The sequence below is a fragment of the Streptomyces sp. NPDC006259 genome (assembly GCF_042870975.1).
Classification (GTDB): Bacteria; Actinomycetota; Actinomycetes; order Streptomycetales; family Streptomycetaceae; genus Streptomyces.
Window position 1 is genome coordinate 38303 of record NZ_JBIAHY010000009.1, and the last position, 20622, is coordinate 58924.

The window sequence follows — 20622 nt, forward strand, 5'->3', positions numbered from 1 at the left end:
TCGCCCCACTGCCCACGGACCGGCCGGGGCGGCCTTCGGTCAGACGGGGACGCGCGCCCCCGCCAGGTTCTCGATCGTGCCGCGGGTGCTCGCGCCGACCAGCGCGGCCATCTCCCCCGGCTCCCCGGTGAGCCAGCCCGCGACCTGTGCGGCGAAGCCGGGGACGTGCCGGGCCAGGTCGACCAGACCGCGCTCGAAACGGGCGGCGCCCTCCGGGGCGCGGCCGAGCAGAAGACCGGTGCGGTGGAGAAGGACGCGCAGGTCGGGGCCGCTGAGCCGGCCCGCCGCGTGCAGCACGGCGTCCAGGACGGCGGGGTCGCGCTCGCGGGCCAGGAGGAAGTCGAGCAGCTCCCGGCGGAGGGCGCCGGGTCCGGCCAGGACACCCGCCAGGGCGGCCCGTACGGTCTCGGATCCGCCGTCCAGCACTCCGGTGACCAGCGGAAGGAGAACGTCGGGACGGGGATGGCCGACGTCGAGGCGGGCGTCCAGACAGACGGCGAGGTCGCCGACGGCCTGTGGGCGATCTTCCAGCACCTCGCGCAGCAGCAGGGCCACCCGGCGGGCCAGGGCCGGGGTGGTGGCGTCGACGAGGGCGCGCAGCAGGGGTCCGGTGTCCGTACCGGGGTGGTCCAGCCGGGCCCGGCAGGCGTCGAGGACCGGTTCCGGGTGGGTGGTGAGGGCGGTGAGCGCCGCGCTCGGCGGCAGCGCCGGGTCGCCCGCCGCGAACCGCTCCAGCGCCCGCCCGAGGTGCCGGTCGCGGGCCTCGGGGTCACGGACGAGGAGGGCGAGCGCGCCGCCGTGGAGGGTCGGGTCGCCGGGGCGGGCGAGGACGGCGAGCGCCGCGTACCGCAGCAGCTCGCGGTCGGCGCGGGTGCGCGCGTGTGCTGCCGCGCGCGCTCCGTGCGTCATCGCGGCGGCGCGCCGCTCCGGCCGTTCGTCGTGCGCCCACCGGTCCACGGCCCGGCACAGTGCGGAGGGTTCCTCCTCGGCCAGCACGGCGAGGAGTTCGTCCGCGCGCGGGTGCGCCCGGTCCACGAGGACCTCGGTGAGGTCGTCCAGTCCCCGGTGCCGGTGGGTGTGCAGGAGCGCCTGAGCGGCCGTCGCCACGGTGGCGTGCGGTGTCGCGGGCAGCGGCCGCTCGTCGTCGAACCAGAGCGCGAGCAGTGGTTGCACGGTGGGGGCGTCGGCGGCGAGCAACCGGGCGACGGCGTCCAGGTGGCGGGGCACGTCCTCGGCGTCCGGGGCCGGGTCCGCGAGGACCAGCCGGCGCAGCAGGTCGAGGCGGAGGCCGGCCGGGAGCGGCAGGGCGGTCCAGAAGGCGGGGCCGAACTCGGCGGGCCCGCCCGGTCCGTCGCAGCGGGCCACGACGAGGTCGGCCAGGAGCCGCAGGACACCGGCGTACGGAGTCGCGTCCGGGACGCGGGGCAGGGTCCCGGCGAGCAGCCGGGCCGCCCACCAGGACTCCGGGTCGGCCTCCAGCGCGTGGGCCAGCTCCTCCAGCCGGGCCGCGAGTCGCCCGGCGCCCTGCTGCCGGCCGAGGTGCAGCAGGGCCTGCACGACGGGGCCGATGCGATGGTGCGGGACGGGCAGCGGATGGGTGCGGTCCGGGGTGCGGGGGCGGTGGACGAGGGCGCGCAGGGCTTCGTCCAGGTCGAGGTGGAGGCCCTGGATCCAGTCGGCGACTTCCTCGTGGGCGAAGCGGTAGCCGCCGCCGGCGGGCACCAGGAGTCCTTCGGCGAGGACGGCGGACGCCCAGCCGGTGCCGCCGCCGAGCCGGGCGGGGGCGGGGCCCCACGGGAACACCGCCTCGAACGACGCCCGGTCCAGTTCGCCCTGGCCCGGCCCGAGGCTGCGCCGGGCCGCCTCGTGGACCTGCCCGGACACCTTGGCGGCGAGCCGTCGTACGGCGGTGCCGCGCACGCCGTTCTCCGCGGCCAGCCGGACCGCGATCCGCAGGCACATCAGGTCGAGGTGGGCGGCGAGGACGTCGTCGCGCCCGACGGGGACCTCGTCGGTGCCGGGGAGGGCGGCGCGGACCTCGGCGTGCAGCCGGAGGGTGAGCGGATGCCGGGCGTCGGGGCCCGCGAGGGCCGTGTCCGCGACGGTGGTGTCCGCGAGGCCGAGCCGGGCACGGGCCTCCGCGGCCTCGGCCTCGGTGAGGTCGCCGAGCGGGACGTGCGGCGGCAGGTCCGGGCCCGTGCGGCCGTAGGACATGCCCGCCGGGAAGTGCGGGCCGGCCTGTTCCCAGTACTCCGCCCGGCATGCCACGACCAGCCGGGCTCCGGTCTCCCGCAGCCAGTCCGCCGTGCCCCCGGTCCACTCGGGGAGGCGGTGGGCGAGCACCGGCGGCATCTCCTCGGGGCCGTCCAGGAGCAGCAGCAGCGGCCGGCCCGCGGCGCGGGCCAGGTGGGCGAACCGCTCCGGGGTCAGGTCGCCTGGGGCGGGGAGCGGGCGGGACGCGGCGACGATCCGGGCGGCGCGGTCCAGCGCGCGGCGGGCCGCGTCGGCGACCGAGTCGTCCGTGGACCTCAGGTCGGCGCCGCGCAGCCACAGCGTGGGCGCCGGTTCCGGGCCGCGGGCGCGCCGGTCGGCGAGGGCCGCGAGTTCGGTCGTACGGCCGCTGCCGGGGGCGCCGACGAGCGCCAGGACGGCGGTCGTGTCCCTGGCGAAGGCGGCGAACTCCCGCGCGGGTTGGGGCCGTTCGACCGGGGTGTGGGAACGGGCGGGTGGTCCGTCGGAGCCTACCGAGGTGGCCGCCAGTTCCAGGAGGCCCGCCAGATTCAGGTCGGCGCCGTAGGCCGGGACGGTGGCCGCGTTGCGGGCGAGCAGGTCGGCGAGGGGGCTGCCCGGTGGGCCGGGGCGCAGCGGGACGGCGAAGCCGGTGTCGTGGTGGTCGGAGCGCAGGGCGGTGCCCAGGACGGCGACGACGGCGCCGGTCTCCGCGTCGAGCACGGGCCCGCCGGCCGCGCCCCCGCCGAGCCGCAGCGCGTCCCGCCCCGCCGTGCCGATGGCCAGCTCCAGGCAGTCCGTGAGGCGGTGGAAGCGGTCGGTGGCCGTGTAGGTCACGGGGGTGGCCGTCAGCACCCGCGCCTCGCGCCAGCAGCCGGCGGCCAACCGGACGTAGGTGCCCCTTCCGACGCCCTCGCGCACGGTGACGGGCAGGGGGTCGGCGTCGAGGCCCTGGGTGCGGACGAGGGCGAGGTCCAGTTCCGGCAGTGGGGTGACCGCGTCGGAGGTGACGACGCGGCCGCGGTCGCCGGCGCCGTACAGGACGAGGCGGGACAGCCCGTCGACGGCCTCGTGGCTGGTGATGACGGTGCCGTGGTGGTCGGCCAGGAAGCCGGTGCCGCGCGGGCGGCCGGCGAGGTCCTGGATCCGGACCAGGCAGGGTTCGGGGACGGGGCGCGGGTCGTCCTGGTGCGACCGGGGGTCGTCCCGCGGGGTGCCGCGGTCGCCGCCGGTGCGCGGGCCCCGTCCCGCCATCGCCGTACCTCCCCGCCGCGCCCGCGTGCCCTCTGGTCCGACGGTAGGCGCACGGTGATCGACGGGACAGGGCGCGATACGAACGCGCCCCCGTGCACCCCCTCGGTTCACTCCGAGCGCCCGTCCGGACGGGTGAATGAACGGGGTGCGTTGGATACACCTAGGGGTGGGGGAACCGAGGGGGGACCGTGGAGCGGCGGCGGAGCAGGACCCCGTGCCCGCCGCTCCACGGGCGAAGCGAGGACGAGGCGAAGGCGCGGCCGGGGAGGCGGGGACGGGGGAGGACGTCAGCCGAAGACGGCCAGGCTCTTGGCCTTGCCCTTCTGCTCCTCCACCAGCGCCAGGAAGCGGCCCTCGGCGTCGAAGACGCCGACCGCGCCGGCGCCCGCGTACTCCTCGGGCATCTCCAGCCGCACACCGTTGAGCAGGAGCCGGGCCCGCCGCTCGTCCACGTCCCAGCGGGGGAACGCGGCCGCGGCGGCCTCCGCGATCGGCATCACCGTCAGCTCCTCCTGGAGCTGGTCGAGGGTGCGGGCGGAGTCCAGCTTGTACGGGCCGACGCGGGTACGGCGCAGAACCGTGAGGTGACCGCCGACGCCCAGGTCGGCGCCCAGGTCGCGGGCGAGGGCGCGGATGTAGGTGCCCGAGGAGCAGACCACCGAGACGATCAGGTCCAGGACGGGGGTGCCGTCCTCGGCGAGGGCGTCCCGGACGTCGTAGACCGTGAACGAGGAGATGGTGACCGGGCGGGCCGGGATCTCGAAGTCCTCGCCGTCGCGGGCCCGCTTATAGGAGCGCACGCCGTCGATCTTGATGGCGCTGACCTTGGACGGGACCTGCATGATCCGGCCGGTCAGCTTGGCGATCCCGGCGTCGATGGCGTCACGGGCGATCCCGGAGGCGTCGGTGGCGGAGGTGATCTCCCCCTCGGCGTCGTCCGTCAGGGTGTTCTGGCCCAGCCGGATCGTCCCCAGGTACTCCTTCTCGGTGAGCGCGAGGTGCCCGAGGAGCTTGGTGGCCTTCTCGATGCCGAGGACGAGGACGCCCGTCGCCATCGGGTCGAGCGTCCCGGCGTGGCCGACGCGGCGGGTCTTGGCGATCCCCCGCATCTTGGCCACGACGTCGTGCGAAGTGAAGCCCGACGGCTTGTCGACGATGACAAGGCCGTCGGGCGGGGTCTGCTTGCGGTTCATTCGGCGGCGTCGTCCGTCTCGTCGTCGTCACCGGGCTTCTTGTACGGGTCGGCGCCGGCGGCGTACCCGGCGCCCGCGGACGCCTCGCGCACCTTCTCGTCGGACTGCCGCGCCCGGTCGAGGAGGTCCTCGATGGTGCGGGCGTTGTCCGGGAGGGCGTCGGCGACGAAGCTCAGCGTGGGCGTGAACTTCACGCCCGCCGCGCGGCCGACCTCGGAGCGCAGGACACCCTTGGCGCTCTCCAGGCCCGCGGCGGCGGCGGCCCGCTCCTCGTCGCCCCCGTACACGGTGTAGAAGACGGTCGCTTCCCTGAGGTCACCCGTGACGCGGGTGTCCGTGATGGTGACGTGGGAGCCGAGCCGCGGGTCCTTGATCCCGCGCTGTAGCTTCTGGGCCACCACCTCTCGGATGAGGTCCGCCAGCCTCTTGGCGCGCGCGTTGTCGGCCACTGGTCCGTCTCCCGTTCTTTCTTCTCTTGCGTTCTCTGGTGTGGTCAGTCGTCGTCTTCGCCGTGGAGACGGCGTCGGACCGACAGCAGGTCCACCTCGGGGCGCGCGGCGACCAGCCGTTCGCACCGGTCCAGTACATCGGTCAGATGCTCCGTGTCCCCGGACACCATGGCCAGGCCGATGACCGCCCGGCGGTGCAGGTCCTGATGGTCCACCTCGGCCGCGCTCACCGCGTACTTGCGCTGTAGCTCGGCGACGATCGGGCGGACGACGGAGCGTTTCTCCTTCAGCGAGTGAATGTCGCCGAGGAGGAGGTCGAAGGACAGAGTCCCCACATACATGTGTAACCGGTTCACCCGCCGGTACGGGATCGACGACCCTGGCCTGAACGGACAGGGGCATCAAGAACGGTACAACGATCCCGGCCGGGGCTCGACGGGGTTTCCCCCGCTCACCGCCGCCGGAACGCCGCACCGGCCGGCGGGGACAGCGCCCCGCCGGCCGGCACGAACCGTGGATGTCACACCCGCGGCTTCTCCCGCATCTCGTACGTCGCGATGACGTCGTCGACCTTGATGTCGTTGAAGTTTCCGAGGTTGATACCGCCCTCGAAGCCTTCGCGGATCTCGGTGACGTCGTCCTTGAAGCGACGCAACCCGGAGATGTTGAGGCTCTCCGCGATGACCTTGCCGTCGCGGATAAGGCGCGCCTTGGTGTTGCGCTTGACCTCGCCCGAGCGGACCAGGACACCGGCGATGTTGCCCAGCTTGGACGACTTGAAGACCTCGCGGATCTCCGCCGTGCCCAGCTCGACCTCCTCGTACTCCGGCTTCAGCATGCCCTTCAGGGCCGCCTCGATCTCCTCGATGGCCTGGTAGATCACCGAGTAGTACCGGACGTCGACGCCCTCGCGCTCCGCCATCTGCGCCGCGCGGCCCGCGGCGCGGACGTTGAAGCCGATGACGATGGCGTCGGAGCCGGTCGCCAGGTTGATGTCCGACTCGGTGACCGCACCCACACCGCGGTGCAGGACGCGGATGTCGACCTCGTCGCCGACGTCGAGCTGGAGCAGCGAGGACTCGAGGGCCTCCACCGAACCGGACGCGTCGCCCTTGATGATGAGGTTGAGTTCCTGCACCAGGCCGGCCTTGAGCGCCTCGTCCAGGTTCTCCAGGGAGAACCGGACTCCGCGCCGGGCGAAGTTGGCGTTGCGCTCGCGCGCCGCCCGCTTCTCGGCGATCTGGCGTGCCGTGCGGTCCTCGTCGACGACGAGGAAGTTGTCGCCGGCGCCCGGGACGTTGGTGAGACCCAGGACCAGGACGGGGGTCGACGGACCCGCTTCCTCGACGTTGTTGCCGTTGTCGTCGAGCATCGCCCGGACACGGCCGTACGCGTCGCCGACCACCATGGTGTCGCCGATGCGCAGCGTGCCGCGCTGGACCAGGACCGTCGAGACGGCACCACGGCCACGGTCGAGGTGGGACTCGATCGCGATGCCCTGCGCGTCCTGCTCCGGGTTGGCCCGCAGGTCGAGCGAGGCGTCCGCGGTGAGGACCACGGCCTCCAGCAGGCTCTCGATGTTGAGGCCCTGCTTGGCGGAGATGTCGACGAACATGGTGTCGCCGCCGTACTCCTCGGCCACCAGACCGAACTCGGTGAGCTGACCGCGCACCTTGGTCGGGTCGGCGCCCTCGACGTCGATCTTGTTGACCGCGACCACGATCGGCACGTCGGCCGCCTTGGCGTGGTTCAGCGCCTCGATCGTCTGGGGCATCACACCGTCGTTGGCCGCCACCACGAGGATCGCGATGTCGGTCGACTTGGCACCACGGGCACGCATGGCGGTGAACGCCTCGTGACCGGGGGTGTCGATGAAGGTGATCCTGCGCTCTTCACCGTTGACCTCGGTGGCGACCTGGTAGGCGCCGATGTGCTGCGTGATACCGCCGGCCTCGCCCGCGACGACGTTCGTCTTGCGGATGGTGTCGAGGAGGCGGGTCTTGCCGTGGTCGACGTGACCCATGACGGTGACGACCGGCGGACGGACCACCAGGTCGTCCTCGTCGCCCTCGTCCTCGCCGAACTCGATGTCGAAGGACTCGAGCAGCTCGCGGTCCTCCTCCTCGGGGCTGACGATCTCGAGGACGAAGTTCATCTCGTCCGCGAGGAGCTTCAGCGTCTCGTCGGAGACGGACTGCGTGGCGGTGACCATCTCGCCGAGGTTCATCATCACGCCGACGAGCGACGCCGGGTTGGCGCCGATCTTCTCGGCGAAGTCGGTCAGCGAGGCACCGCGCGACAGGCGGACGGACTGTCCGTTGCCGCGAGGCAGCATGACGCCGCCGACCGACGGGGCCTGCATGGCCTCGTACTCCTGGCGCCTCTGACGCTTCGACTTGCGACCGCGACGCGCGGGACCGCCGGGACGACCGAAGGCGCCCTGCGTGCCACCACGGGCACCGGGACCGCCGGGACGGCCACCGAAGCCGGGACGACCGCCGCCGCCACCGCCGGGACCGCCGGGACGACCGGCGAAACCGCCGCCACCGGCACCGGGGGCACCGGGACGACCGGCGAAGCCGCCGCCACCGCCACCGGGACGACCGGCGAAGCCGCCGCCGCCACCGGGACGACCGCCGCCGCCACCGCCGGGACGACCGCCGCCGCCCGGACCGCGGCCGCCGGGACCGCCGCCACCGGGACGGGGGCCGGCAGCCGGACGCTGCGGCATCATGCCCGGGTTCGGACGCGGGCCGCCGCCGGGACGCGGAGCGCCGCCCTGCGGGCGGGGCATGCCGCCCGGGGACGGACGCGAGCCGCCCGCGGACTGCGGACGCGGAGCGCCGCCCGGGGCGCCGGGCGCCTGGGGACGCGGACCGGCGCCGGGGGCACCGGCACCGCCGGGACGCGGACCGCCGGGGCCGCCCTGCGGGCGCGGGGCCTGCGGACGGGCCATACCGGCGTTGCCGCCGGAGGTGAAGGGGTTGTTGCCCGGACGGGGACCGGCCGGACGGGAACCGCCCGGACGCGCGGCGCCGCCACCGGGACGCTGACCCTGCGCGGCGGCCGGGCGCTGGCCCTGACCACCCTGCTGACCCTGACCGGCGGCCGGACGGCCGGCGGGACGGGGTGCTCCGGGACGCGGGCCGGAAGCCGGCGGGGAGGCCGGCTTCTGGGCGGCGGGAGCGGCCGGTGCGGCCGGGGGCGCCGGCGGAGCGGTGAACTCCGGGGCGGCGGGGGCCGGACGCGGCGCGGGCCGGGGGCCCGGACGCGGGCCGGAAGCCGACGGGGAGGCCGACGGCGCGGGGGCCGACGGAGCCGACGAGGCGGCCGGAGCCGCGGGCGCGGCGGGCGCCTCGGGCTGCTGGGCCGTCGGCGGCTTGGGGGAGGCCGGCCGGGGCGCGGCCGGACCCGGACGGGCCGCCTGCGCCTGCGAGGGCGCCGCGGGCCTGGGGGCAGCCTTGCGCGGGGCGGGCTTGGCGGACCTGCCGCTGCCACCACCCTGGAAGGCGTCGGTCAGTTTGCGTACAACGGGCGCTTCGATGGTCGAAGACGCCGAACGGACGAATTCACCGAGTTCTTGGAGCTTGGCCATGACGACCTTGCTCTCGACTCCGAACTCCTTGGCGAGTTCGTATACCCGGACCTTAGCCACTTCGCTCCTTTTAGGTCCGGGTGTGTCCGGACCGTCGCTACTTCATGGGCGTACTCATCGCGTGCTCATCGAGTGCTCATCGCAATCTCGACCTACTTCCAACTCGCGGGGTACCAGAGCCGCACGGAGGTTCCGTGCGACGCCTTCTTACGGTGTCGCCTGTTCGGCAACGATCGTCTGCTCGACGAACTGGCGCAACGCCTTTGTGTCGAGCGCTCCCGGGGCTCGCAACGCCCTCGTGAACGCCCGGCGGCGGACCGCCTGGTCGAGACAGACCTGGGCGGGATGCACATACGCACCCCGGCCGGGCAGCGTACCGCGAGGATCGGGGACGCAAGCGTCCTCCATCGCCACGATGCGCAACAGTTCCGTCTTGGCCGCCCGCTCCCGGCATCCCACACAGGTGCGCTCGGGACGTGCTCGGGCGTGCGTCCGGCCAGACACAGTTAAGTCTACCTCCCCGCGGCGACCTCACTCCTTCGGGGCAGGAGTCGAACGGTTGCCGCGCGTATAACTGACGTGATCTGAGCGTGCTACGGCTTGGATCTATTCCCCGGGCTCGTGCCGAGGGTCATTCCCCGGGCTGCTCGGTGTCCGGCCGGATGTCGATCCGCCAGCCGGTCAGACGGGCGGCCAGGCGGGCGTTCTGCCCCTCCTTGCCGATCGCCAGCGACAGCTGGTAGTCCGGCACCGTCACGCGCGCGGAGCGGGCCGCCATGTCGACGACCTCCACCTTGGAGACCCGGGCGGGCGACAGGGCGTTCGCCACCATCTCGGCCGGATCGTCCGACCAGTCGACGATGTCGATCTTCTCACCGTTCAGCTCGCCCATGACATTGCGCACCCGGCCGCCCATCGGGCCGATGCAGGCACCCTTGGCGTTCAGGCCGGAACGCGTGGACCGGACGGCGATCTTCGTGCGGTGGCCGGCCTCGCGGGCGATGGCGGAGATCTCGACGGACCCGTCGGCGATCTCCGGCACCTCGAGCGCGAACAGCTTCTTCACCAGGTTCGGGTGCGTCCGCGAGAGCGTCACGGACGGACCGCGCACACCCTTCGCCACCCGGACGACGTACGACCGCAGCCGCATGCCGTGCGGATACGTCTCGCCCGGCACCTGCTCCTGCACCGGGAGGATGGCCTCGAGCTTGCCGATGTCGACGAGCACGTTCTTCGGGTCGCGGCCCTGCTGGACCACACCGGTGACGATGTCGCCCTCACGGCCCGCGTACTCGCCGAGCGTGGCGTCGTCCTGGGCGTCCCGCAGGCGCTGGAGGATCACCTGCTTGGCCGTGCTGGCGGCGATGCGGCCGAAGTCGGACGGGGTGTCGTCGAACTCGCGGGGCTCCTGGCCCTCCTCGAGGTCCTCGGGGTCCTCCTTCGCCCACACGGTCACGTGACCGGATTCCCGGTCGAGCCGCACGCGCGCGTGGCGGCGGCTTCCGTCGGTGCGGTGGTAGGCGATGAGGAGGGCCGACTCGATCGCCTCGACCAGCAGGTCGAAGGAGATCTCCTTCTCCCGCACCAAGCCCCTCAGGGCACTCATGTCGATGTCCACGGCTACGCCTCCTCCTCTTCCTTCATGTCCTTCTCGTCCTGCTCGTGCTTGTCCTTGCGGTTGAACTCGACCTGGACGCGGGCCTTGTCGATGTCGGCGAAGGCGAGCCTGCGGGCGGTGGCCTTGCGGCCCTTCACGCCCGGCACCTCGACGTCGAGGCCGTCGTCGTCCACGTCGAGGACGCGGGCGACGATCTCGCCGCCCTCGTGGAGCTGGAACCTCACCAGGCGGTCCGTGGCACGGACGTAGTGGCGGTGCTCGGTGAGGGCCCGCTCCGCGCCCGGGGTGCCGACCTCGAGGGTGTACTCGCCCTCGCCCATCGCGTCCGTCTCGTCGAGCTTCGCCGAGAGCGCGCGGCTCACATCGGCGATCTGGTCCAGGTCCGCTCCGGTGTCGGAGTCGACGACGACGCTCAGCACCCGCTTGCGACCGACGGAGTCCACGGTGATCTCTTCGAGGTCGAGCCCCTGGGAGGTGACGAGAGGTTCGAGCAGTTCTCGCAGCCTCTCGCTCTGGGTGGTGCTCATCCGGGTGACTCCTCGGCCGCGTGTGCTGTTGTGGGATGGGTCGTGTGTCTGGTCAAAGGGTATCCGGTCGCGGGGTGTGTTGCCGTCCACCGAGTGGCCCACCGGCGCCGGACGACACCTGTCGGCGCCCGGCGGACGACCGGCGGTGCCGGTGGCCGGTGCCGGGCGGACGCGCGGGTACGGTGATCACGGGCCTGCCCGCGCGTGAGCGGCCCCTGACCGGTTCCTTTCGTACGAGATTCCCCGAGGACGTCTGCCGTGCCGTTCCCGCCGCCAGTGCGCACCCCCCGCGGGCCGCGCCGCAGGACCCTGCTCGCCTCGGCCGCCGGGGCCGCCCTGCTGGCCGGCTGCTCCGCCGGCGAGGAGGACTCCGGGAAGAAGGCCTCGGGCGACAGCCCGTCGGCCTCGGTGGAGGGTCGCGCACGCGCGCGTGCGGCTGCGGACAGCGCCGGCCTGGTGAAGCGCTACGACGCCGTCCTCGCCGTCCATCCGACGCTGGTGGCGCGGCTGGCACCGCTGCGGGCGGAGGTCGTGCGGCACGTGACGGCGTTCGGTGGTGCCGGGGGTGTCGCGACGGCGTCGCCCTCCGCCCCGGCCCCCGAGTCGCCGGCGGCGGCACCGTCGGCGTCCGCGGGCGCGTCCGCGGGAGCATCGGTCTCGGGTGCGACCCCCGGGGCTGTCCCGCCCGCTCCGTCCGTCGTCGTTCCGGCGAACGCCAAGGACGCGCTCGCCGACCTGGCCGGGGCCGAGCGGACCCTCGCGGACCGCAGGGTCACGGCGCTGGCGGAGGTGCCGGGCGAGCTGGCCCGGCTGCTGGCCTCGGTGGCCGCGGCCGGGGCGGCCCACGCGTACCTGCTGACGGAGGAGGCCCGATGAGCGGGCGGGACACCGGTGAGGTGACGGCCCTCCAGGCCGCGCTGGCCGCCGAGCACGCGGCGGTGTACGGCTACGGAGTGGTCGGCGGCCGGATCAGCGAGGCCCGGCGCACGGAGGCTCGGGCGGCGTACGACGCGCATCGGGCGCGCCGGGACACGCTGGCGCGCGAAGTGCGCGCCCTGGGCACCGAGCCCATCGCGGCGAGCGCGGCGTACGCCCTGCCGTTCGCGGTGGCGGACTCCGCCGCGGCGGTCCGGCTCGCCACCGAGCTGGAGGAACGCGTCGCCGGGGTCTACTCCGACCTGGTCCGGGCCACCACCGGTGCGCTGCGCCGGGAGGCAGCCGGGGCGCTGCGGGAGGCCGCGGTGCGCGCGGTGCGCTGGCGCGGCGGCAGCGTAGCCTTCCCTGGTCTCGCCGAGCGGGCCGGTGCGGGGACGGATCCGGCCGCCACCGGGGCCGGGGCCCCGGCGACGAAGGCGGGCTCGGCGTCACCGACCCCCGCATCGACCCCGGCCCGCACACCGACGGCATAGGCCGGAGCAGGAGAGGACGACTCGCGTATGGCTTTCGAACCGCCGCAGCGTCTGGTCAGGGCACTCGGCGAGAGCGCGCCGGACGGTGACGACTGGTTGCAGAAGCTGCCGGAGACGGTCCGACTGGCCGCCTCCCGGCGTGAGTTGACCGTCGAGCGGGTGCAGGTGCCCGGTGGCCGCAGCAGCCTGGTCGTGCTGGTGCGCTCCGCCGACGGGACGCCGGCCGTGCTGAAACTGGCCCCGTCCCGGTTCCGGCCGGAGGCGGAGCGGACCGCCCTCGCGCACTGGGACGGCCTGGGTGCCGTACAGCTGGTGGAGGGCCCGGTGAGTGAAGGGGTGCTGCTGCTGGAGCGGCTGCACCCCGATGTGTCGGTGCGGTCGCTGCCGGAGGCGAAGGCGCTGCTGGAGGCGGTGGGAACGCTGCGGCGGCTGTGGGTGGATCCGCCGGCCGGGCACTGCTTCGAGACGGTGGCCGAACGGACCGGGCGACAGGCCGAGGCGATGCGCGCGCGTGCCGACGGGGAGGTGGCCGCGCTCGTCGACGCGGCGCTCGCGGCCCGCGCGGAGCTGCTGGCCGCGCCGCCCGAACACCGGCTGCTGCACGGGACGTTCCGGCAGAGCAAGGTGCTCGCGGGTGAGCGGATGCCATGGCTGGCCGTGGGGCCGGACCCGGTCGTCGGCGAGCGCGCCTTCGACCTGGCGCGGCTGGTCCGGGACCGGGTGGAGGACCTGATCGCCTCCCCGTCGGGGGCGGCGACGACCCGGCGGCGGGTGAAGCGGCTCGCGGAGTCGCTGGAGGTGGACCAGGAGCGGCTGCGGGGGTGGACGCTGTTCCGGGCGGTGGAGTCGGGCGTACGGGCCCTGCGCGTGGGGCGGCCCAAGGACGCGGAGCTGTTGTTGGAGTTCGCCGGGTGGGTCTAGGCGGGTTCCGCCGGTGACACGGCCGCGGCCGGGCCGCGGCGGACCGTCAGCCGTGACGGGCGGTCCGCCCTGGCGGCCCCTCGGCTCCGGCGGGCGTTCGCCCTCCCTGCCCGTCCGCCTTGACGGGTGGCGGTAGCCCTGGCGCCCCGACGGGCGGGACGGCCGGCGCGAGGTCCGTCGTGCGCCTCGCGCCGCCGCGGACCGCCGCGGCGGCGCCCCGTCTCCCGCCGGAAGGCGTCTACGCGGTCGTGAGGCGGGCGATGGCCTCGTCCACGGTCAGTTCCTCGCGCTCGCCGGTCCTGCGGTCCTTCAGCTCCAGGACGCCCTCGGCGGAACGGCGGCCCGCGACCAGGATCTTCGGCACGCCGATCAGCTCGGAGTCGGTGAACTTCACGCCCGGCGAGACCCCGGCCCGGTCGTCGACCAGGACGCGCAGACCGGCCGCCCGCAGCTTCTCGGAGACGTCCAGGGCCAGTTCGGTCTGGAGGGCCTTGCCCGCGGCGACCACGTGCACGTCGGCCGGCGCCACCTCGGCGGGCCAGCACAGGCCCTTGTCGTCGGCGCTCTGCTCGGCCAGGGCCGCGACCGCGCGGGACACGCCGATGCCGTACGAGCCCATGGTGACGCGGACCGGCTTGCCCTGCTGGCCGAGGACGTCGAGCTTGAGGGCATCGGCGTACTTGCGGCCCAGCTGGAAGATGTGGCCGATCTCGATGGCACGGTCCAGCTTGAGGCCGGTGCCGCACTTCGGGCAGGGGTCGCCGTCCCGGACGACCACGACGTCGACGTACGCGTCGACCTCGAAGTCACGGCCCGCGACGACGTTCTTCGCGTGCGTGTGCTCCTTGTTGGCGCCCGTGATCCACGCGGTGCCCGGCGCCACGCGCGGGTCGGCGATGTAGGTGACCTTCTGCAGGCCCTGCGGGCCGACATAGCCGCGGACCAGGTCGGGCCGGCCCACGAAGTCCTCCGCGGTGACCAGCTCGACGGAGGCCGGCGCGAAGTGCGCCTCGACCTTGTCCAGGTCGACCTCGCGGTCACCGGGCACGCCGACGGCGACGATCTCGCCGTCCACCTTGACCAGGAGGTTCTTCAGGGTGGCGGAGGCCGGCACGCCGAGGGAGGCGGCGAGGGTCTCGATGGTCGGGGTGTCCGGGGTCGGGATCTCCTCGGCCGCGGGCACGGCGGAACCGTCGACCGGCTTCGACTCGTAGGTGATCGCCTCGGTGTTGGCCGCGAAGTCGCAGTTCGGGCAGTCCGCGAAGGTGTCCTCGCCGGCCTCGGCCGGGGCCAGGAACTCCTCCGACTTCGAGCCGCCCATGGCGCCCGCGGTCGCCGCGCAGATGCGGTAGTCCAGGCCCAGACGCTCGAACACCCGCTGGTACGCCTGGCGGTGCAGGGCGTACGACTTGGCCAGGCCCTCGTCCTCGGTGTCGAAGGAGTAGGAGTCCTTCATCAGGAACTCGCGGCCGCGCAGGATGCCGGCGCGGGGGCGGGCCTCGTCGCGGAACTTCGTCTGGATCTGATAGAGGATGACCGGCAGGTCCTTGTAGGACGTGCACTGGTCCTTGACCAGCAGGGTGAAGATCTCCTCGTGGGTGGGGCCGAGGAGGTAGTCGCCGCCCCTGCGGTCCTTGAGGCGGAACAGCTCGGGGCCGTACTCGTCCCAGCGGCCGGTCGCCTCGTACGGCTCCTTCGGCAGCAGGGCGGGGAGCAGCACCTCCTGGGCGCCGATCGCGTCCATCTCCTCGCGGACGATCCGCTCCACGTTGGCGAGGACCTTCTTGCCCAGCGGCAGCCAGCTCCAGACGCCGGCGGCGGTGCGGCGGACGTAGCCGGCGCGGACGAGGAGCTTGTGGCTGAGGACCTCGGCGTCCGCCGGGTCGTCGCGCAGCGTCTTCGCCATCAACTGGGACATGCGCTGGACCGGTGCGTTGGCCATGGTGTACGAACTCCTGCCGATCGGGATCCCCCCTCGCGAACCGGGCCGGGAGTGGGGAGGGTGCTGGCTAGGAGGTTAGCCGGGAGCCCCGTGCCGCCGGAAATCCGTTATCCGCGGCGCGCTATCCGCGGCGCAGCGGGAGAGGGGCGCCCATCACGGCGTAGGGGCGGGGGGCGCTGGGGAAGAGGACGCGGCGGGCCAGGTCCTGGTAGCCCAGGGAGCGGTAGAGGGCTCGGGCGGGGCTGTCGATGTCGATCGCGGAGAGGATCGAGCGGGGTTGGGTCGCGGTGTCGGTGATCGTCGTGATCAGGGAGCGGCCCGCGCCCCGGTTCTGGTACTCCGGGTGGACGTGCAGCTCGGTGATGACGAAGGAGTCGTCGAGCCAGTCGTCGTCGCCGTTGGCGCGGAGGTAGGGCTCGACGACGGTGGACCACCAGTGGGCGCGGTCGTTGGGCATGCCGTAGACGAAGCCGACGAGTCTGTCGCCGACGGTCGCGCCGTACGCTCTCGCGCCGGGGGTGGTCATGTGGCGCAGGACGATCTGCCTGCGGACGGCCACCTCGTCCGGGCCCAGTCCGAAGGCCACGGCTTGGACTGCGAGGGCCTCGTCCACGTGCGCGGGAAGGTCCAAGGGGCCGATGACGAGGTCCATGACGGGAGCCTACAGGGGGGTTCCGGTCGGCCGGCGGGTGCGGAGCGGATGTGGCCGGTCCGGTTGGGCCGCGGAGCCGGACGTGGGTACCGCGCCGCGTCCGGTCCCTTCAGAACAGGACGCTCATGAAGGCGCCGACCTCCTCGAAGCCCACCCTTCGGTACGTCCGCCGCGCCGTCGTGTTGAAGTCGTTGACGTAGAGACTGACCACCGGGGCGATGTCCGCGAGCGCGTGGCGCAGTACGGCCGCCATGCCGGGGGCGGCCAGGCCCCTCCCCCGGTACTCCGGGGCCACCCAGACACCCTGGACCTGGCAGGCCTTGGGGGTGGCCGCGCCGATCTCCGCCTTGAAGACGACCCTGCCCCGGTCGTCGAGGCGGGCGAACGAGCGGCCGGAGCCGACGAGTTCGGCCACCCGCGCCTGGTAGAGCAGGCCGCCGTCGCCGGCCATCGGGGAGACGCCGACCTCCTCGGTGAACATCGCCACGCACGCCGGCATGATCGTGTCCATCTCGTCCTTGCGGACGCGGCGCACGTAGGGGTCCGGGGCGATGTCCTCGGGCATGCGGTCGGTGACCATCAGGGGCTGGCGGGCCCGGACGTCGCGGGCCGGGCCCCAGTGCGGTTCGAGCAGCCGCCACAGCAGGGCGGTCGCGTCGGCGGGGCCCACGATGGAGGAGCAGCGGCGGCCGGCCCGGCGGGCGCGGTCGGCGAAGGCGCGGACGGCACGGGGGGTGGCGCAGATCGGGACCAGGTTGGCGCCGGCGTAGCACAGGGACGTCAGCATGCCGTCCTCGTACCAGCCCCACATCTCGCCGCCGAGGCGCCATGGGTCCAGGCCCGCGACCTGCACCCGCGAGGTCACGAAGGCGTTGGTGACCGGCTCGCGGTCGAGGACGGCGAGGGCGGCGTCCAGGTCGCTCGGTGCGAGGACCCGGGAGGTGGTCTGCGTCAACACGTGCGGGGCCTCACACTGGGGTCTGCCTGATCTCCGCACTGTACCCGCCGAGATTGTGCGGCGCCGCCCGTCCTGCGGGGACCCTGTGCTACCAACGGCACATGATCTTGCGAACCGAGAGAACCGACGCGCGCACGTGGCCGCGGGAACAGCTCGCGGAGCTCTTCAGCGAGGGGTTCCCGGCGTTCATCACCGCCGACCCCGTGAGCAAGGAGTACATCGGCCGGGTCCGGGAGTGGTTCGCCGACCTCGATCTCTTCCTCGTCGACGAGGAAGGGGTGCCGGTCGCCGGCGGGTGGGGTGTGCCGATCCACTGGGACGGGCAGGTCGACACCCTTCCCTCCGGATACAGCGAGAGTCTGGTCCGGGCCGTCGAGGGGCGCGAACAGGGCGTCACGCCGGACACCCTGGTGATCTGCGGGGCGATCGTCGGTCCGTCGCTCACGGGGCGGGGGCTGGCGGGACGGGCACTGGGCGCTCTGCGGGACGCCGGGCAGGAGGCGGGGCTGAGCCGGGTCGTCGCGCCGGTGCGGCCGACGACGAAGGCACGGTATCCGCTGACCCCGATCGACTCCTTCATACGGTGGCGGCGTGCCGACGGTGCCGCGCTCGACCCCTGGATCCGCACGCACGAACGTCTCGGCGCGGAGATCCTCAAGGCGGCGCCGGCCTCCCAGACGATGACCGGGACGGTCGCCGAGTGGGAGGGCTGGACGGGTCTGACGCTGCCCGAGTCGGGGGACTACGTCATCCCCGACGGCCTGAGCGTGCTGCGGGTCGACCGGGGGGCGGACGTGGGGGTGTACCGGGAGCCGAACGTGTGGATGCGGCACCGCTGACGCGGGACCCGGGGGTGTTCGCCTCGGGTGCTTCGCCAAGGGGTCGGGTTGCCGGCAGGCGGGCGGATGCCTGCGGGTGGTAGGGGCGGTGTGCGCCGTCCCCGCGTCCTCTGGGCGCGTGCGGCACGGCTGAGACGTGGTCGGGGGTGTCCGCCTCAGGTGTTTCGCCAAGGGCGGTGGGGTTACCGCCTCGGGCGACGGGCCGATGGGTGCGGGTGAGTGAGTGCTCATCGCGCCGTATTTCGCGCCCTTCGACGCCTGCGGCGATCCATCGGCGCGCCGGCCCACCGTGCGGTGAGCGGTCACGCCTCCGTCGGCAGGGGGTCGCGGGCGGTGACGCCCTGCGGCAGCGTTCGGGCCGGGCGCCCCCCGGCGCCTGCGGTGATCCGCCGGTGTGCGGCCCGGCCCGGGGATCAGCCCGCTACCGATACCTGGGGTTCGCCCGACGCGACGCCGTCGGATTCCATCTGTTCGGCCAGCTTCATGGCCTCTTCGATGAGGGTTTCCACGATCTTGGACTCGGGGACGGTCTTGATGACCTCGCCCTTGACGAAGATCTGGCCCTTGCCGTTGCCGGAGGCCACGCCGAGGTCGGCTTCGCGGGCCTCGCCGGGGCCGTTGACGACGCAGCCCATGACCGCGACGCGCAGCGGGACATCCATGCCGGTCAGGCCCGCGGTGACTTCCTCGGCGAGCTTGTAGACGTCGACCTGGGCGCGGCCGCAGGACGGGCAGGAGACGATCTCCAGGCCGCGCTGCTTGAGGTTGAGGGACTCCAGGATCTGGTTGCCGACCTTGACCTCCTCGACCGGCGGGGCCGACAGCGAGACGCGGATCGTGTCGCCGATGCCCTGCGAGAGGAGCGCGCCGAAGGCGACCGCCGACTTGATCGTGCCCTGGAAGGCGGGGCCCGCCTCGGTCACGCCGAGGTGGAGGGGGTAGTCGCACTGGGCGGCGAGCTGGCGGTAGGCCTCGATCATCACGACCGGGTCGTTGTGCTTGACGGAGATCTTGATGTCGCGGAAGTCGTGCTCCTCGAAGAGGGACGCCTCCCACAGGGCGGACTCGACGAGGGCCTCGGGGGTCGCCTTGCCGTACTTCTGGAGCAGGCGGCGGTCGAGGGAGCCGGCGTTCACGCCGATGCGGATCGGGGTGCCGTGCTCCTTGGCGGCCTTGGCGATCTCCTTGACCTTGTCGTCGAACTGCTTGATGTTGCCCGGGTTGACGCGGACAGCGGCGCAGCCGGCCTCGATCGCGGCGAACACGTACTTGGGCTGGAAGTGGATGTCCGCGATCACCGGCAGCTGTGACTTGCGGGCGATGGTGGCGAGGGCGTCGGCGTCGTCCTGGGTCGGGCAGGCGACGCGGACGATCTGGCAGCCGGACGCGGTCAGCTCGGCGATCTGCTGGAGCGTGGCGCCGATGTCGGAGGTGCGGGTCGTGGTCATCGACTGCACGGACACGGGGGCGTCCCCGCCGACCGCCACGGACCCGACCTGGATCTGCCGGCTCTTGCGGCGCTCGGCGAGCTTGGTCGGAACGGACGGCATGCCGAGAGAAATCGCAGTCATCTGCTGTGCAACCCCAAGTCGTGGATCAGAGTCCAGGTCCCGTCGGTGGCGGGCTCCAGGCTTCGAGATTACGGCACGGGGCCCGGCGGGGGCACATCCCCGCTGTCAAACCCACTCGATGGAAGGGCGGCCCGGCACGGATCGTGCCGGGCCGCCCTCGACGCCGTACCGCTAGGAGATTTTCACCGGGTTGACGACGTCCGCGATCAGCACCAGGAGGGTGAAGCAGACGAAGATCCCGGCCACCACGTAGGCCACCGGCATCAGCTTCGCCACGTCGAAGGGGCCGGGGTCGGGGCGGCGCAGCACCTTGGCGAGGGTGCGGCGCAGCGACTCCCACAGGGCGCCCGCGATGTGTCCGCCGTCGAGGGGCAGCAGCGGGAGCATGTTGAAGAGGAACAGGGAGAGGTTGAAGCCGGCGAGGAGCATCACGAACATCGCGAGCTGCTGCGAGGCCGGGATGTCGAGGGTGGCGATCTCGCCGCCGACCCTGGCCGCGCCGACGACGCCCATCGGGGAGTCCTGTTCGCGGGGGCCGTCGCCGAAGGCCGCGTCCCACAGGGCGGGGATCTTGGAGGGCAGGGCGGCGAGGGAGTCGACGGCGTCGCCGACCCGCTCGGTCATCCAGGTCGCGGACTCGCCGAAGTCCTGTTTGACGACTCCGGTGGCCGCGCTGAAGCCGAGGAAGCCCGCCTTGACGTACTCCCCCTGGACGTAGGTGCCGTTGGAGTCCTTCTTCGCGACCTGGTTGGTGGCGATCCTGGCGTTGAGGGTGACCTCGCGGCCGTCCCGGTCGACGACGATCGCGACGTCCTTGCCGGCGCTGACCCGGATGAGGTCGGAGAGGGTGTCCCAGTCGTCGGTGGGCCTGCCGGCGAAGGAGACGATCCTGTCGCCCTTCTCCATGCCGGCGGCGGCCGCCGGGGAGGCGGGGTCGGTCTTCTTGCAGGTGTCGCGGTTCTCGCTCTGCGCTATCACGCAGGGCGAGACGGAGGCGACGGAGGTGGTCTGCTGCTGGATGCCGAAGCCCATGAGCACGGTCAGGAACAGGGCGACCGCGAGGATCAGGTTCATGAAGGGGCCCGCGAACATCACGATGACCCGTTTCCACGGCTTGCGCGTGTAGAACATGCGCGTCTCGTCGCCGGGCTTCAGCTCCTCGTACGCCGCCGAGCGGGCGTCCTCGATCATGCCGCGCCAGGGCGAGGTGGAGCGGGCGGTGATGCGGCCGTCGTCACCCGGCGGGAACATGCCGATCATGCGGATGTAGCCGCCGAACGGGATCGCCTTGATGCCGTACTCGGTCTCGCCCTTGTTGCGCGACCAGATGGTCGGGCCGAAGCCGACCATGTACTGCGGCACGCGGATGCCGAAGAGTTTGGCGGTGGACAGGTGCCCCAGCTCGTGCCAGGCGATCGACACCAGCAGGCCGAACGCGAAGACCACTATGCCGAGGATGAACATC

Annotated in this window: 17 protein-coding genes; 4 read left to right on the top strand and 13 right to left on the bottom strand. The window is 73.3% G+C overall.

Translation table 11 applies throughout. The features are described from left to right. Nucleotides 1-39: 39 nt before the first annotated feature. The 8 genes from ACFYO5_RS31760 to rimP form a co-directional block, all read right to left on the bottom strand. Nucleotides 40-3483 (bottom strand): trypsin-like peptidase domain-containing protein, encoded by a 3444-nt coding sequence (locus ACFYO5_RS31760; RefSeq protein ID WP_388715415.1) that lies wholly within the window; start codon nucleotides 3481-3483, stop codon nucleotides 40-42. 287 nt (nucleotides 3484-3770) lie between these two features. Beyond that, entirely contained in the window at nucleotides 3771-4676 is a 906-nt protein-coding gene (gene truB, locus ACFYO5_RS31765; protein WP_388715418.1) for a tRNA pseudouridine(55) synthase TruB, read from the bottom strand. Then, entirely contained in the window at nucleotides 4673-5125 is a 453-nt protein-coding gene (gene rbfA / locus ACFYO5_RS31770; protein ID WP_356561826.1) for a 30S ribosome-binding factor RbfA, read from the bottom strand. The genes truB and rbfA overlap by 4 nt, the downstream gene beginning before the upstream one ends. Before the next feature lie 44 nt (nucleotides 5126-5169). Then, nucleotides 5170-5466 carry a DUF503 domain-containing protein gene (locus ACFYO5_RS31775; protein ID WP_356561828.1) on the bottom strand — a complete coding sequence of 99 codons (297 nt, stop codon included), beginning with the start codon at nucleotides 5464-5466 and terminating at the stop codon, nucleotides 5170-5172. A gap of 179 nt (nucleotides 5467-5645) precedes the next feature. Further along, the gene (gene infB, locus ACFYO5_RS31780; RefSeq protein ID WP_388715422.1) at nucleotides 5646-8780 is read right to left on the bottom strand and encodes a translation initiation factor IF-2; all 3135 of its coding nucleotides are present in this window, start codon (nucleotides 8778-8780) and stop codon (nucleotides 5646-5648) included. Between the two features lie 147 nt (nucleotides 8781-8927). After that, a complete protein-coding gene (locus tag ACFYO5_RS31785; protein ID WP_356561832.1) occupies nucleotides 8928-9224 on the bottom strand; it encodes a YlxR family protein in 297 nt (98 codons plus the stop codon). Between the two features lie 127 nt (nucleotides 9225-9351). Further along, entirely contained in the window at nucleotides 9352-10338 is a 987-nt protein-coding gene (nusA, locus tag ACFYO5_RS31790; protein ID WP_356561834.1) for a transcription termination factor NusA, read from the bottom strand. A gap of 2 nt (nucleotides 10339-10340) precedes the next feature. Then, entirely contained in the window at nucleotides 10341-10865 is a 525-nt protein-coding gene (gene rimP, locus ACFYO5_RS31795; RefSeq protein ID WP_356561836.1) for a ribosome maturation factor RimP, read from the bottom strand. Between the two features lie 258 nt (nucleotides 10866-11123). Here rimP and ACFYO5_RS31800 point away from each other — a divergent pair, with 258 nt between their 5' ends. Genes ACFYO5_RS31800 through ACFYO5_RS31810 form a run of 3 tightly spaced genes read left to right on the top strand, consistent with a single transcriptional unit; the run spans nucleotide 11124 to nucleotide 13195 of the window. Next, the gene (locus tag ACFYO5_RS31800) at nucleotides 11124-11741 is read left to right on the top strand and encodes a hypothetical protein (protein WP_388715426.1); all 618 of its coding nucleotides are present in this window, start codon (nucleotides 11124-11126) and stop codon (nucleotides 11739-11741) included. Next, nucleotides 11738-12274: a ferritin-like domain-containing protein gene (locus ACFYO5_RS31805; protein WP_388715429.1), complete on the top strand. Its 537-nt coding sequence runs from the start codon at nucleotides 11738-11740 to the stop codon at nucleotides 12272-12274. The genes ACFYO5_RS31800 and ACFYO5_RS31805 overlap by 4 nt, the downstream gene beginning before the upstream one ends. A gap of 27 nt (nucleotides 12275-12301) precedes the next feature. Then, the gene (locus tag ACFYO5_RS31810; RefSeq protein ID WP_388715432.1) at nucleotides 12302-13195 is read left to right on the top strand and encodes an aminoglycoside phosphotransferase family protein; all 894 of its coding nucleotides are present in this window, start codon (nucleotides 12302-12304) and stop codon (nucleotides 13193-13195) included. Between the two features lie 238 nt (nucleotides 13196-13433). On the opposite strand, the gene ACFYO5_RS31815 is transcribed toward ACFYO5_RS31810, so the two are convergent. The 3 genes from ACFYO5_RS31815 to ACFYO5_RS31825 form a co-directional block, all read right to left on the bottom strand. Beyond that, nucleotides 13434-15137, bottom strand: coding sequence for a proline--tRNA ligase (locus ACFYO5_RS31815; RefSeq protein ID WP_356561844.1), 1704 nt, complete (start codon nucleotides 15135-15137; stop codon nucleotides 13434-13436). 121 nt (nucleotides 15138-15258) lie between these two features. Then, nucleotides 15259-15789 carry a GNAT family N-acetyltransferase gene (locus ACFYO5_RS31820; protein WP_356561846.1) on the bottom strand — a complete coding sequence of 177 codons (531 nt, stop codon included), beginning with the start codon at nucleotides 15787-15789 and terminating at the stop codon, nucleotides 15259-15261. A gap of 109 nt (nucleotides 15790-15898) precedes the next feature. Further along, nucleotides 15899-16747, bottom strand: a complete 849-nt coding sequence (locus ACFYO5_RS31825; RefSeq protein ID WP_388715437.1) for a GNAT family N-acetyltransferase — start codon at nucleotides 16745-16747, stop codon at nucleotides 15899-15901. A gap of 101 nt (nucleotides 16748-16848) precedes the next feature. Here ACFYO5_RS31825 and ACFYO5_RS31830 point away from each other — a divergent pair, with 101 nt between their 5' ends. Next, entirely contained in the window at nucleotides 16849-17586 is a 738-nt protein-coding gene (locus ACFYO5_RS31830) for a GNAT family N-acetyltransferase (RefSeq protein ID WP_388715440.1), read from the top strand. A 413-nt stretch (nucleotides 17587-17999) separates the two neighbouring features. On the opposite strand, the gene ispG is transcribed toward ACFYO5_RS31830, so the two are convergent. Beyond that, nucleotides 18000-19157 (bottom strand): flavodoxin-dependent (E)-4-hydroxy-3-methylbut-2-enyl-diphosphate synthase, encoded by a 1158-nt coding sequence (ispG, locus tag ACFYO5_RS31835; RefSeq protein ID WP_356561853.1) that lies wholly within the window; start codon nucleotides 19155-19157, stop codon nucleotides 18000-18002. 171 nt (nucleotides 19158-19328) lie between these two features. Continuing rightward, nucleotides 19329-20621 (bottom strand): M50 family metallopeptidase, encoded by a 1293-nt coding sequence (locus ACFYO5_RS31840; protein ID WP_388715948.1) that lies wholly within the window; start codon nucleotides 20619-20621, stop codon nucleotides 19329-19331. Nucleotide 20622 lies beyond the last annotated feature (1 nt).

Coding starts and splice junctions, on each gene's coding strand:
- ACFYO5_RS31840 (WP_388715948.1), bottom strand. CDS start 20,621: ATGTTCATCCTCGGCATAGTGGTCTTCGCGTTCGGCCTGCTGGTGTCG.
- rimP (WP_356561836.1), bottom strand. CDS start 10,865: ATGAGCACCACCCAGAGCGAGAGGCTGCGAGAACTGCTCGAACCTCTC.
- ACFYO5_RS31760 (WP_388715415.1), bottom strand. CDS start 3,483: ATGGCGGGACGGGGCCCGCGCACCGGCGGCGACCGCGGCACCCCGCGG.
- ACFYO5_RS31830 (WP_388715440.1), top strand. CDS start 16,849: ATGATCTTGCGAACCGAGAGAACCGACGCGCGCACGTGGCCGCGGGAA.
- ACFYO5_RS31805 (WP_388715429.1), top strand. CDS start 11,738: ATGAGCGGGCGGGACACCGGTGAGGTGACGGCCCTCCAGGCCGCGCTG.
- ACFYO5_RS31820 (WP_356561846.1), bottom strand. CDS start 15,789: ATGGACCTCGTCATCGGCCCCTTGGACCTTCCCGCGCACGTGGACGAG.
- ACFYO5_RS31810 (WP_388715432.1), top strand. CDS start 12,302: ATGGCTTTCGAACCGCCGCAGCGTCTGGTCAGGGCACTCGGCGAGAGC.
- ispG (WP_356561853.1), bottom strand. CDS start 19,157: ATGACTGCGATTTCTCTCGGCATGCCGTCCGTTCCGACCAAGCTCGCC.
- truB (WP_388715418.1), bottom strand. CDS start 4,676: ATGAACCGCAAGCAGACCCCGCCCGACGGCCTTGTCATCGTCGACAAG.
- ACFYO5_RS31775 (WP_356561828.1), bottom strand. CDS start 5,466: ATGTATGTGGGGACTCTGTCCTTCGACCTCCTCCTCGGCGACATTCAC.
- ACFYO5_RS31815 (WP_356561844.1), bottom strand. CDS start 15,137: ATGGCCAACGCACCGGTCCAGCGCATGTCCCAGTTGATGGCGAAGACG.